The organism is Paraburkholderia sediminicola (assembly GCF_046026675.1).
GTDB classification, from domain to species: Bacteria; Pseudomonadota; Gammaproteobacteria; order Burkholderiales; family Burkholderiaceae; genus Paraburkholderia; species Paraburkholderia sediminicola_F.
Map to the genome: position 1 here is coordinate 3860264 of NZ_JAQQEY010000002.1, position 13175 is coordinate 3873438.

8 protein-coding genes and 1 tRNA gene are annotated in these 13175 nt (G+C 59.6%); 3 read left to right on the top strand and 6 right to left on the bottom strand.

Annotated elements, in window-relative coordinates:
- Positions 1–50 precede the first annotated feature (50 nt).
- Positions 51–1682, bottom strand: coding sequence for an acyl-CoA synthetase (locus PQQ86_RS37010; protein WP_408278732.1), 1632 nt, complete (start codon positions 1680–1682; stop codon positions 51–53).
- Between the two features lie 158 nt (positions 1683–1840).
- Between PQQ86_RS37010 and PQQ86_RS37015 the strand changes: the two genes are divergently transcribed.
- Together PQQ86_RS37015 and PQQ86_RS37020 are read left to right on the top strand one after the other, a co-directional pair.
- Positions 1841–2587 (top strand): Crp/Fnr family transcriptional regulator, encoded by a 747-nt coding sequence (locus tag PQQ86_RS37015; RefSeq protein WP_408278736.1) that lies wholly within the window; start codon positions 1841–1843, stop codon positions 2585–2587.
- A gap of 248 nt (positions 2588–2835) precedes the next feature.
- Positions 2836–4395: a methyl-accepting chemotaxis protein gene (locus tag PQQ86_RS37020; protein WP_408278740.1), complete on the top strand. Its 1560-nt coding sequence runs from the start codon at positions 2836–2838 to the stop codon at positions 4393–4395.
- A gap of 111 nt (positions 4396–4506) precedes the next feature.
- Here PQQ86_RS37020 and PQQ86_RS37025 read toward each other — a convergent pair whose 3' ends face one another.
- The gene (locus PQQ86_RS37025; protein WP_408195137.1) at positions 4507–4860 is read right to left on the bottom strand and encodes a transposase; all 354 of its coding nucleotides are present in this window, start codon (positions 4858–4860) and stop codon (positions 4507–4509) included.
- A 274-nt stretch (positions 4861–5134) separates the two neighbouring features.
- On the opposite strand from PQQ86_RS37025, the gene PQQ86_RS37030 reads away from it, so the two are divergent.
- The gene (locus tag PQQ86_RS37030) at positions 5135–6274 is read left to right on the top strand and encodes a porin (RefSeq protein WP_408278742.1); all 1140 of its coding nucleotides are present in this window, start codon (positions 5135–5137) and stop codon (positions 6272–6274) included.
- Positions 6275–6420: 146 nt separating this feature from the next.
- Here PQQ86_RS37030 and PQQ86_RS37035 read toward each other — a convergent pair whose 3' ends face one another.
- The 4 genes from PQQ86_RS37035 to dnaG form a co-directional block, all read right to left on the bottom strand.
- Positions 6421–7563 (bottom strand): porin, encoded by a 1143-nt coding sequence (locus PQQ86_RS37035; RefSeq protein ID WP_408278745.1) that lies wholly within the window; start codon positions 7561–7563, stop codon positions 6421–6423.
- A gap of 983 nt (positions 7564–8546) precedes the next feature.
- Positions 8547–8634 (bottom strand) — tRNA-Ile (locus PQQ86_RS37040).
- A 152-nt stretch (positions 8635–8786) separates the two neighbouring features.
- Positions 8787–11177 (bottom strand): RNA polymerase sigma factor RpoD, encoded by a 2391-nt coding sequence (rpoD, locus tag PQQ86_RS37045; protein ID WP_408278748.1) that lies wholly within the window; start codon positions 11175–11177, stop codon positions 8787–8789.
- A gap of 93 nt (positions 11178–11270) precedes the next feature.
- Positions 11271–13142, bottom strand: coding sequence for a DNA primase (dnaG, locus tag PQQ86_RS37050; RefSeq protein ID WP_408278751.1), 1872 nt, complete (start codon positions 13140–13142; stop codon positions 11271–11273).
- Positions 13143–13175 lie beyond the last annotated feature (33 nt).

Here is a 13175-nt window from a genome sequence, read left to right on the forward strand (position 1 = left end):
GCTCAGCACCCATAGCGCGCCATTCGGCGCGCTTGACCATCGCGTGCTGTCTATTCTGTTTGTTCCGCCTTGATCCGCGCGCGCAGTTCGAACTTCTGAATTTTTCCCGTCGACGTCTTCGGCAATTCGCCGAAGCGCACCGCTTTGGGCAACTTGTATCCCGCAAGGAACAGCCGGCAGTGCGCAATGATCTCTTCTGCGCTCACCTGAGCGCCTTCCTTGAGCTCGACGAAGGCGCAGGGCACCTCTCCCCACTTCGGATCGGCCATCGCCACCACGGCGGCAACTGACACCGCAGGGTGACGGTACAGCGTGTCTTCGACCTCGATGCTCGAGATGTTCTCCCCGCCCGAAATGATGATGTCCTTGCTGCGATCGCGGATACGGATGTAGCCGTCAGGCATCCGCACGCCGAGATCCCCGGTATGGAACCAGCCGCCACGGAAGGTCGCTTCCGTGGCGCGCTCGTTCTTCAGATACCCCTTCATGCAGATATTGCCGCGGAACATGATCTCGCCGATCGTTTCGCCGTCTTCAGGCACCGGCGCGAGCGTGTCCGGGTCGAGCACCGTTACGGCTGCCTGCAAGTGATAACGCACACCTTGCCGCGCGTTCATTTCGGCGAGCGCGTTGTCGTCGAGCGTTTCCCATTCTTCCTGTTTCGCGCAGACCGCCGCCGGGCCGTAGGTCTCGGTGAGTCCGTACACGTGCGTCAGATCGAAGCCGATCTCCTTCATCTTCGCGATGACCGCCGGTGCGGGCGCCGCGCCCGCCACCATCGTCGACACGCGATGCGTGATGCCCTCACGCCATTCGGCGGGCGCATTCGCAAGCGCGCTTTGCACGATCGGTGCGCCGCAATAATGCGTGATGCCTTCGCGGCGAATCAGTTCGAATACCGTCTTCGCGTCAAATTTGCGTAGACAGACGTTGACGCCCGCACGGGCGGCAACGGTCCATGGGAAACACCAGCCGTTGCAGTGAAAGAGCGGCAAGGTCCACAGGTAGACCGCATGCTTGGGCATATCCCATTCGAGGATATTGCTGAGCGCATTCAGATACGCGCCGCGATGGTGATAGACCACGCCTTTAGGATCGCCGGTCGTACCCGAGGTGTAGTTCAACGCGATAGCGTCCCACTCGTCGGCGGGCAAGCTCCAGACGAACTCGGGGTCGCCGGTTTGCAGGAATGCTTCGTAATCGGTTGCGCGGATGAACTTGTTGGCGTCGGCGGGCATCGCATCGGCCACGCTGATCACGCGCAACTCCGGGAATTCCAGCGCGGCGCGGTGCGCCAATTCGCTGTACTCCGTATCGACGATCAACGCCTTCGCCGCACCATGACGCAACATGAACAGCAGCGACGACACGTCGAGCCGCGTGTTCAGCGTATTGAGCACAGCGCCGGCCATCGGCACACCGAAATGCGCTTCTATCATCGGAGGAATATTCGGCAGCAATACGGCAACCGTGTCGCCGCGTTCGATACCGGTCTGCTGCAACGCGCTGGCCAGACGCCGCGCGCGCTCGTAGGTTTCGCGCCAATTGCGGCGAATCTCCCCATGGACGATCGCCAGCCGCTCACCGTAGACTTCCGCTGCGCGTACGATGAAATCGATGGGCGTCAGAGGGACATAATTGGCCTCGCGCCGCTGGAGGCCTTCTTCGAACATGTGCGTCATCGCTTTGTCTCCTGAGGCGCTGGCTGCGCCGCCGATTTTTCTGATTGATGAGCTAGCCTAGCAATTGTCATGGTGAACTGTCTGTCATTCAAATGACAGAGCGGCGCGCCCTGGCTCTATTCAACCGACTTCACTCGCCTACACCCCGCTCGCTGCTTATGGATGACGCACCCTTTGCCGCCGTCGCAGACGCCCACCAGCACCGGCCCCAACGGGTCCCGCGCGCCGATCTGCCGCGGCTATTCGGCACCTGCGCATGGTTCAGGGCGCTCGCCGCCGAGCATCAAGCCATGGTCCTTGCCAGCGCGTACGCGGAGCGACTGGAAGGGGGAGCATGGATCGCGCGCCGCCAGGAGCCGTCAGACTACTGGATCGGCGTCCAATCCGGCCTCATCAAACTCGCCATCTACAACGCCTCAGGACGCAGTTGCACGCTCTCCGGCGTGCCGCCCGGCGGCTGGTTCGGCGAAGGCAGCGTGATCAAGCGCGAATTGCGCAAATACGACGTGGCCGCCATTCAGCCTTCGCTCGTGATGTTCGTGCCGTCGGATACGTTCCATGCGCTGCTCGAATCGAGCCTGCCGTTCACCGGCTTCGTGATCCGGCAGTTGAACAACCGCATGGGCGAATTCATCGCGTCTATCCAGAACAGCCGTCTGCTGGATGTCGACGCGCGCGTCGCCCAGTCGCTCGCGCAACTGTTCAATCCGGACCTCTACCCCGATACCGGGCGCACGCTGGCCATTTCACAGGAAGAAGTCGGCCTGCTGGCAGGCGTGTCGCGGCAACGGATCAACCAGGCACTGCAAAACCTCGAAAGGCTGCAGATTTTGCGCCTCTCGTACAACCAGATCGATGTACTGGACCTTGAACGCCTGTCCGCGTTTGGTCAGGAGCAGATCTAGGGTAAGCACGGGCGCCATGCTGCCCGCTGCAGTTTCCCGCGATTTTCTACGGGTTTGACTCCACTTTCCCAGATTTTCCTCGACGTTTCCCCGTATTTCATCGGTCACCTCGCGCCGGAAATCCACGTTTCAGGCAGCAATTTCGGACGTCGGAATAAAGAATCCACTGCAATAGCCGTTATGCCGCCTATGCAACGCAGATTGCAGCCCGTCCCTATTCCGAGTTCAACGTATTGTCGAAACCGATAATGACCCGTCTAACACTAAAACAGAAATTGTGGGTGCCGATACTGCTTTGCTGGGCGGCGCTCCTGATCGTGACCGTTGTGAATGCGTTCGATGCACGAAACGCTCAAATGGACGCACGGCGCGCAGATCTGGCCGACGTCACCGACATGGCGGTGTCGATTGTCGCGGACTATGCGAAGCAGGCCGACGCGGGCAAGCTTCCGGTCGATGAGGCCAAACAGCAGGCCATCGCCCGCATCACCGCGCAGCGTTACGGCGCATCGGGCTACGTGACGATCGTGCGCAGCGATTCGGTGATGGTCGCTCATCCGATGAGTCCAAAGCTGAACGGCAAGGACATGAGCAGCTTCCGCGACGCCAAAGGCAATGCGCTGTATCACGACATCGCGCAGGCAGGCGGCTCGGCGAGCGGCGCAGGTTATCTGCGCTACTGGTGGCCGAAACCCGGCGAGACGGTACCGAGCGAAAAGATCGGCTATGTGAAACGCTTCGGCCCGTGGAATTGGGACTTTATCGCCGGCGCCTATATGGATGACATCCAGGCGCAGTTCTATGCGACGCTCGCGCGCTCGGCCGGCATGCTCGTGCTGCTGGGTGTGCTGGTGTCATTCGTGGCTTCGCGCGTGGTGCGCAACGTATCGCGCTCGATCGGCGGAGAGCCTTCCACGGCGGCGGCGATTGCCATGCAGATCGCGCGCGGCGACCTCGCCACTCATATCGACCTGCGTCGCGACGACACGTCGAGCCTGTTGTTCTCACTGCGCGAGATGCGCAATCAACTGGCTGCGACCGTCGCGCGGATCAAGACGTCCGCCGAAACCATCACGATCGCCTCGAAAGAGATCGCCGCGGGCAACCTGGATCTGTCGAGCCGTACCGAAGAACAGGCCGCATCATTGCAGCAGACCGCCGCCAGCATGGACGAACTCACCAAGACCGTCACGCAGAACGCCGACAATGCCGCGACCGCGTCGGAACTCGCAGCGGATGCATCGAACATTGCCGCGCGTGGCGGCGAGGTCGTCAACGACGTGGTCGAGAAAATGGCCGGCATCACCGATAGTTCGCGCAAGATCGGCGAGATTATCAGCGTGATCGAAGGCATCGCATTCCAGACCAATATCCTCGCGCTGAATGCAGCGGTAGAAGCGGCGCGCGCCGGTGAAGAAGGCCGCGGCTTCGCGGTCGTCGCGGGCGAAGTGCGCAATCTCGCGCAGCGCAGCGCGACGGCGGCCAAAGAGATCAAGGTGCTGATCCATCAATCTGTCGCGCAGGTCGGCGAAGGCTCGACGCTGGCAGGCAAAGCCGGCAACACGATCAGCGAGGTAGTCGACGCCGTGCGCCGTGTGACGGCGATCATGAACGAGATCTCGGCGGCCTCGAAAGAACAGAGTTCGGGTATCGGTGAAGTCAATCTCGCGATCCGCCAGATGGACGATGTGACGCAGCGCAATGCAGCGCTGGTCGAACAGGCAGCGGCTGCGGCCGGTTCACTCGATGAGCAGACCGAACGTCTGCGAAATGCGGTTGCAGTCTTCACGGTCGAACAGCATGCGTGATTGAGTGGCTGCATTCATGCAACCGACTAGAGCAGCGGATTGAGAAAGGCCGTCATCCGGTTACCGGATGACGGCCTTTCAGCTTGTTATGCCGAAACGGTTCTGAGCCTATTACGCCGTGCGCGGATAGCCCCTGCGAGTGACAGGCCGCGCCAGCATCGCATCGGTATCGAACAACGCAAAGGCGATATTGGCCAGCACGCCTGAATTCTTCCAGCGCAAATAGTAGCGATGTGCGGTCTGATAAGGCGCATAGCGGTCGGGCATTGCGTGCCATGGCTTGCCCGTGTGCAGCACCCACAGCACGCTGTTCACCACGCAACGGATGTCGATGCTGGGACGACCGCGCCGAGGTCCATGGTCTTTCATTTCAGGCAGGAGCGGCACGATGAGGTGCCATTGCTCGTCGGTGAGATCCTGAATGGCTGGCGAGCGAGCCAGCGGGTTTGAAGCGGGAGTATCCATGCAGTAAGAACGCGCACCTGCAGCACACGTGCTAGCGTCGCCGCGAAAAATGTCTATAACTCAATCGTTTCAGACTACCGCAAGCGCGCTGTCGCGAAAGTCAACTATTGTCAGAGTCGTGTGCACAATTGTTAGAAATCGCAATATGCTATTGCGCCAATGGATTAATGGCGCGGTGGAGGTGGTGGTCTATCATCGGCGCGCCCGGCGCGTAGCAAGCCTGCGCGTCCCGGCCTTGAATGAAAAATCCATAACCGCATACGCAGGAATTCCAGTGAGACAAATAAGACTCCTCAAGACCGCCGCACTCGTGAGCGGTGCAGCCCTCGCACTGACGTCCGAGCTGGCCTCGGCGCAGAGTTCGATCACGCTGTATGGCGTCGCCGACGTGAGCGTGCGCTATCTGACGAACTCGAATGCGAAGAACGACGGGCGGCTCTATATGACCAACGGCGCGATCACCAACAGTCGCTGGGGCCTGCGTGGCTCGGAGGATCTGGGCGGCGGTCTGAAGGTGATCTTCGATCTGGAAAGCGGTATCAACCTGCAGGACGGCTCGGCCTCGGACAGCCAGCGGGTCTTCAACCGCAATGCCTATGTCGGCCTGAGCAGCCAGTATGGCACGGTGACGTTCGGCCGTCAGAAGACGCCGTTGTTCGATCTGCTCGGCGACACCTACGATCCGCTCACGGTCGGCAACTACGCGGAGAATTCATGGCTGCCGGGCGCGCTCGGCGCCGGACTTTACGCGGACAACGCCGTTAAATACACCGGCACGTACAAAGGCCTGACCATGGCTGCGATGTACTCGTTTGGCACCAACTCGGAATCGACGGGCGTCGGCGGGTTCTCAGGACAGGTGCCGGGTCATATCGGCGCGGGCAATATGTACGGCTTCACGCTGTCGTATGTGGCCGGGCCGCTCAGTGTCGCCGCCGGCGTGCAACAGAACAGCGACAACAGCAATCACAAGCAGACCATCTTCAACGCGAACGCGGTCTATGCGTTCAACTTTGCGAAGGTGTACGCCGGCTATCTGCATTCGAAGGACGACACGGGCTTTGTGGATAGCGCGCTGGCGCAGCAAACGCTCGTGCCGGGCGTCGATATCTTCAAGGGTTCGGGTCGCGTCGACAACGGCCCATTTGCCGGCGTGACGTGGCAGGCCACACGCACCCTTATGCTGACCGGTGCAGCGTATTACGACCACATGACCAATGCGGCGATCGGCAACGGTCAGTTGGGCAACGGCAATCGCTATACGTTCGTGGCGCTGGCCGAGTATGCGTTGTCAAAGCGTACCGAGGTGTACGGTACGGTCGATTTCGACAAGGTGTCGGGAGCTGCCTCGGTCGAATTGCCGGGTAAGAACAATCAAACCGGCATTGCACTCGGTCTGCGTACGATTTTCTAAGAACCGCACGATACGGCAAGATCCAGCCTGGCGCAGCACGGTATCCGGCATTCACGCCGGGTGCCGACCATCAGAGTGGCGCGCCCATAAAAAAAGGTGCCGCGAACGGCACCTTTTCTGCAACAACTAGCTTCTTCTGCTGAAGCTTAGAAGCGGTGACGCAGACCGACCGTAGCAGCCGTCTGGTTCTTCGACGACGACGGCAGTTGCGTGTTGTCGCCACTGTAGATCGAAGCTACACCGCCGTCACCCATTGCGTGCTGGTACACGGCTTGAGCATAGACGTCCGTACGACGCGACAGCGAGTAGTCAGCTTGCAGGCCGATCTGGTGGTAGCGGGTCTTCATGTCGTTGCCATCACCATTGACACCGTAGCCCTTTGCGTCGGTGAACGTGTAAGCAACGCCCAGAGCCATAGCCGGCGTCAGGTTGTACTTACCGTTGACTTCGTAGTTGTTCGAACGGCCTTGACGTTGGCCAACTGCTGCGCCAACCAGGTTGTCGATACGCGACTGCGTAAATGCAGCACCGACGGTAGCCGGGCCGAACGAGTACGAAGCAGCTGCGCCGAACTCACGTTGACGGAAGTTGCCCGAGATGACACCCGAGGTGTTAGCCAGCACGCCGTCCGAAGCGCCCGTCACGTTTGCAGCCGGGTTGTTCTGTTGTGCGTAAGCAGCGCCCAGGTGCAGGCCTTGCCACTGGTATGCAGCACCCACGCTGTATTCGCGGTTGTTTGCGAATGCGCCAGCCTGGTTCGAGAAGCCGTACGTGCCGCCGAACGTGAAGCCTGCGTAGTTAGCGCTCGAGTACTTGATCGAGTTGTTGACTGCGTAGCCGCCGTTCGTGCTCAGGTTGTCGTTGTTGAACGGGTGAGCGAAGTACGTACCGCCCCAGCTGCCCGTTGCGGTCAGCGGTGCCAAGTAGTCTTGTGCTGCGTCGTATTGACGACCCAGCGTGACCGTACCGAATTGCGCGCTCGACAGACCGACAAACGCTTGACGGTTGAACATGCCGTTGTTGTTAGCGAACTTGCCGTTGTTGATGTTGAAGCCGCTTTCCAACGTGAAGATTGCCTTCAGACCGCCGCCCAGATCTTCCGAACCGCGCAGACCGAACATGCTTTGGTTGATGCCGCCGCTACCTGCTGCCCACTTTGCGTTGTGGTTGACGTTGCTGGTGTACGTCAAGCCTGCGTCCAGCAGACCATACAGGGTCACGCTGCTTTGTGCGTGAGCGACGGAAGCAAACGATGCGGCAACCGCAACGACGATGAGACTCTTTTTCATGCGTGGGACTCCAGTTCGATAAATTTACGCGGGGAGCGGGACCTGCCTCAGCAGCGCATGAATCATTCGCTGCCGCCCTGTTCGCCGAACCGTTCGGATCAGCCGGGCACCCTTTAAACGAAGCGTGAGTGTAGGGGGAGACCCTAGTAGCGACGCCCGCAATTTACGCAACAGGATTTTTCAGAATCCGCAACAATCAAATCTAGATAGGCATTAAGTCTTTATCTTTCATACGTTTATCGCAAAATGTGGAGGAAGGTACGTCTGCTCTGGACAAAAGTTATCCGCAACATCTCAATATTAAAGTTGTGTGAATGCAACAGCATTTAATATGCGTGGCGTAATCGGGTCGGAACGTTTGAAAAGTGAGAGTCATCTGATTGCTCGACAATCAGGCAATTGCGATAGGCCTAATTCAACGCGGAGTAAATTTATTTTGGAAAAGCGGGAACTTAATTGAATTAATGCAGTCGTCGATTTATTCCTCGAATGCTCCGAAGAACAGATATCTGCATTAGCTGTGATTAACGCGGGCTGTGAGTTGTCGAACGGCTTGGTGAAGTGTGGAGTCAGGCGAGAGGAGGTGAAGCCTTCAGCACGGGCGCGTTGTCCGGAGGTGAACTGCGGCGCCGGCCGCCGCGTGACAAGAACCCGTGCTGAAAACGGACGGCATACATCGAACAGCCTTCCGTATTCATTTAACGGCACAGCCGTGCACTTTTTCACACGGAGTTTCCCTTATTCCCGGTCGCCGGTCGCCGGTTGCCGGTCCTCCATATGGCCCGCCGTGGAGCCGGTTAGGCTTAGGCGTTAAGAGTCGAAGCGCGCTTGCGCCAGGTTCGCCGATTTCATCTCGAAGTGAAGCATGATATTGACGCGGGAACATGCACCGCTTTATAAGCGGCATATTGCCGCATCTGATATCGGACTCTCGCCACAAAACAAAAAGGGTTCCGAAAACTCGGAACCCTTCTTTACATCTATGGTGGGCCGGGTCGGAGTCGAACCGACGGTGTCCTTTCGGAGGCGGATTATGAGTCCGCTGCCTGCAACCAGCACGGCGTCCGGCCCAAGAAAAAGACCCGGTCATGAAGGCCGGGCCAATTCGTTGATTGGCCGACATACTACACGAAAAAGGGGCCTTCGCAACCGCCTCGCCTAAGCGAAACAACCGGAAGACCCCCTCAAATCGCTACATCATTTCCCGCGACCGCCTGCTTCGATCAATTCCCTTCGAGGAACGACTTCAGCTTGTCCGAACGGCTCGGGTGACGCAGTTTGCGCAACGCCTTCGCCTCGATCTGACGGATCCGCTCACGCGTCACGTCGAACTGCTTGCCGACTTCTTCGAGCGTGTGATCGGTGCTCATTTCGATACCGAAACGCATGCGCAGCACCTTCGCTTCGCGCGGCGTCAGCGAGTCGAGCACGTCCTTCACGACATCGCGCATGCTGGCGTGCAGTGCGGCGTCGGCCGGCGCGACCGTGTTCGTATCTTCGATGAAATCACCCAGGTGCGAATCGTCGTCGTCACCGATCGGCGTTTCCATCGAGATCGGCTCCTTCGCGATCTTCATGATCTTGCGGATCTTGTCTTCCGGCATTTCCATCTTCTCGGCCAGCGTTGCCGGATCCGGCTCGAGACCGGTTTCCTGCAAGATCTGACGCGAGATGCGGTTCATCTTGTTGATCGTTTCGATCATGTGAACCGGAATCCGGATCGTACGCGCCTGGTCCGCGATCGAACGCGTAATGGCCTGACGGATCCACCACGTTGCATACGTGGAGAACTTGTAGCCGCGACGATATTCGAACTTGTCCACCGCCTTCATCAGGCCGATGTTGCCTTCCTGAATCAGGTCGAGGAACTGCAGACCACGGTTCGTGTACTTCTTCGCGATCGAGATCACGAGACGCAAGTTCGCCTCGGTCATTTCACGCTTTGCCTGACGCGCCTTCAATTCGCCGGCCGCCATCTGGCGGTTGGTTTCCTTCAGGTCCTTCAGCGGCAGCACAACGCGCGCCTGCAGGTCCAGCAGACGTTGCTGCTGTTCGCGAATAGCCGGAATGTTACGCGTGAGGATCGCGCTATACGCGTGACCTTCGCCGACGATCTTATCGGCCCACTCTAGATCCGTTTCGCTGCCCGGGAAACGCGCGATGAATTCCGCACGCGGCATGCCGCACTTGTCGACTACCGTATGCAGAATCTGACGCTCGACCTGACGCACTTCATCCACTTGCGCACGCAACGTGTCGCACAGACGCTCGACGGTACGCGCGGTAAACCGGATCGTCATCAGCTCGTTCTGGATCGTTTCCTGCGCCTTCAGATACGACTTGGACTTGTAGCCTTCCTTCTCGAACGCACGACGCATCTTGTCGAACCATTCGCTGATCATGGCGAACTTCTCGAGGGACGCACGCTTGAGCGCTTCCATCTGCGCTGCGTTGGCCGTGGCTTGCGCCGCGCCGTCGTCTTCTTCCTCGTCGTCCGATTCCTCTTCCTCGGCTTCCTCGTCTTCGCTTTCGATCGCTTCCGCTTCTTGCGCCGAGAAGCCGTCTGCATCTTCCGCGTTGGCGTCGATCAGACCGTCGACCAGTTCGTCGATGCGGATTTCCTCGTTCGCGACGCGCTCGGCCATCGCCAGAATGTCGGCGATCGTGGTCGGGCACGCGGAGATCGCCATCACCATGTGTTTGAGGCCGTCTTCGATCCGCTTCGCGATTTCGATTTCGCCTTCGCGCGTAAGCAGTTCGACCGTACCCATTTCACGCATGTACATGCGGACCGGGTCGGTGGTGCGGCCGAATTCGGAGTCGACGGTGGAGAGCGCGACTTCCGCTTCCTCTTCCACTTCGTCGTCTGACGAAGCAGCAGGTGCGTTGTCGTTCAACAGCAGCGTTTCAGCATCCGGCGCCTGCTCGTACACAGCCACGCCCATGTCGTTGAACGTGCTGATGATGCCTTCGATCGCCTCGGTCTCGGTGAAGTTATCCGGGAGGTGGTCGTTGATTTCCGCGTACGTGAGGAAGCCGCGCTCCTTGCCGAGCTTGATCAACGCGCGCAGTTTGGCGCGGCGCTCTTCGAGTTCCTCGACGGTGCCCGGCTGCGACGACGCAAACGCGTCCTTCAGCAGTGCTTTTTCCTTTGCACGACGATCGCGAGCCTTGACCTTTTCCACCTTGCCGGGAACGGCCGCAGGGGTTTCTTCGGTCTGGGTTGCCTCGTCATCGACGGGTGTTTCGTTCAGCTTTTTCGTCATGGAGTTCGTCGTACCGGCTGTAGTCTCGACTCGCGGCTGTTGGACAACAGCCGGTTGAACCGTGGATACTGGAGTCTCACGCTCTACCGCATCGTCCTGCGCGGCAGGCGCTTCCCTTGCGCTTCTGACACCCGACCGTTTTGCGGCCGGTGGTGGTACAGCTTTCGCCGCCCTGACCAGCTCCGCTCGCGCAGCGGAAGTGGTCGAGGATTTCTTCCCGGCAGCAGGTGTGACGCTTGCGGCAGACGTTTTTCTGGGGGAAGAAGCTAACTTGGCCTCGGTGACCTTTCTGGTCGGCTCATTCGAACCTGTGCCCGTTGCTTTTTTTCCGCCTGGTGTCTTTGCCATCGCAATCGCCTTTTCGCCTTTGCTAGGAAAACCATTGAAAAAACAAACCGCTAGAAACCTTTTATTATAGCACCGAGGTTTCTGCCATCTCGCTTACAGCCCGAGCTGGCGCTTCATCTCAGCCCGCTTCTGGTTGAGGCCCGTCAGCTCCGCAAACTCCTCCGGCGTGTGCCGGGATTGCCGCGAAAGCTGCTCGAGGCGATCGCAGTAAGCGTCGTATCGCATCTTCAGAATCGCCGCTTTCAGTTCCTCTCCGACGATCCGTTCCTGCTCGCGCCGTTCCTCGATGACGGTCGCATCCTCCGGGTCCTTCAGCAGCAAATCCCGGACGTTTTCATCATAGTCTAGAATTTTGCGAAAGATTTCCTCGAAAGTTGGGGCATTTGCGCCGTTTCGCAATAGGTCGGACAGCAGCTGAAACTCCGCCGAATCGCCCAGTGCACGTGCATGCGTCGTCACTTCTTCGAACAGCTCGCCGTGCCGCGTGACGCTCAGAAGCGCCTGTTCGGCTTCCTCGTCGAGCACCGCCACGGTCCGCGGATACATCACCAGATTGCGCAGCGTTTTTTCTTCGATCCCGGTCACACTGCGCCGGTCTTTGCGGGCCGGCGCCGATCGGGCGGCCGCCGCGATCCGGGCGTCGACTTCGCATAAAGCGGCGACTTCTTCGAACGGCACGTCGAGCCGGTCGGCGAACATATGCATGATCTGCGCGCGCAGAGCATTGGCTGGCAGTTGCTGCAGCAGCGGCTTCGCGTCGAACAGCGCGCGTGCGCGGCCTTCCGGCTGATCCAGCTCCTTGCCGGCCAGCACCTCGTTCAGCATGAACTGCGACAGCGGCATGGCGCGCTCGACCTGCTCAGCGAACGCTTCCGTGCCGAATTCACGCACGTAGCTGTCCGGATCGTGCTCGGACGGCAAAAACAGGAACCGGATGGTCCGATTGTCCGCCGCATGCGGCAGGCAGGCGTCCAGCGCCCGGCGCGCGGCGCGGCGCCCCGCCGAATCGCCGTCGAAGCTGAAGATGACCGTATCGGTCTGGCGCATCAGTTTCTGCACATGAATCGGCGTGCAGGCCGTGCCAAGCGTGGCGACCGCGTTCTGGAACCCCAATTGGGCCAGCGCAACCACGTCCATGTAGCCTTCGACCACCAGCACATAATGCTGTTCGCGAATCGCCAAACGCGCCTCGAACAGCCCGTACAGCTCGCTGCCTTTGTTAAATAGAGGCGTTTCCGGCGAATTCAAATATTTGGGTTCGCCGCCGTCCAGCACGCGGCCGCCGAAGCCGATCACCTGCCCTTTCACATTGCGTATCGGGAACATGATCCGCTCGCGAAAGCGGTCGTACCGGCGGTTCTGACCTTGCCCATCCGACTTTTCGCTGACGATCACAAGACCCGACTCGACCAGTGAATCGTCTCGATAGTTGGGAAACGCGGGCTCGAGGTTCTGCCAGCCGTCGGGTGCATAGCCGAGGCCGAAACGGGCGGCGATTTCGCCGGTCAGGCCGCGTTTCTTCAGATACTGGATCGCGACCGGCGCGCCGCGCAGCTGCTTGCGGTAGAAATCGCAGGCGGTCTGCATGACATCGGACAGCGCGGTGGTCACCGCCTTGGACGCACCTGGCGAATACCCGCCGGAGCCGCCACCGCCGCCATATCCCGGCGAAGGTTCGTTCGGCACGGTCAACCCGACCGATTGCGCGAGTTCGTTGACCGCCTCTGGAAACGTGGAGCCGACGTGCTCCATCAGGAAGCCAATGGCCGTACCGTGCGCGCCGCAACCGAAGCAGTGATAGAACTGCTTAGTTGGACTAACCGTAAACGAAGGGCTCTTCTCGTTGTGAAACGGGCACAGCCCCATGAAGTTCGCGCCGCCCTTTTTCAACTGCACGTACCGGCCGACCACGTCGACGATATCGACGCGGTTGAGCAGGTCCTGCAGGAATGACGGTGGAATCACAGTGAATGACGCTACCTAAAAAGCTCAAGGCTG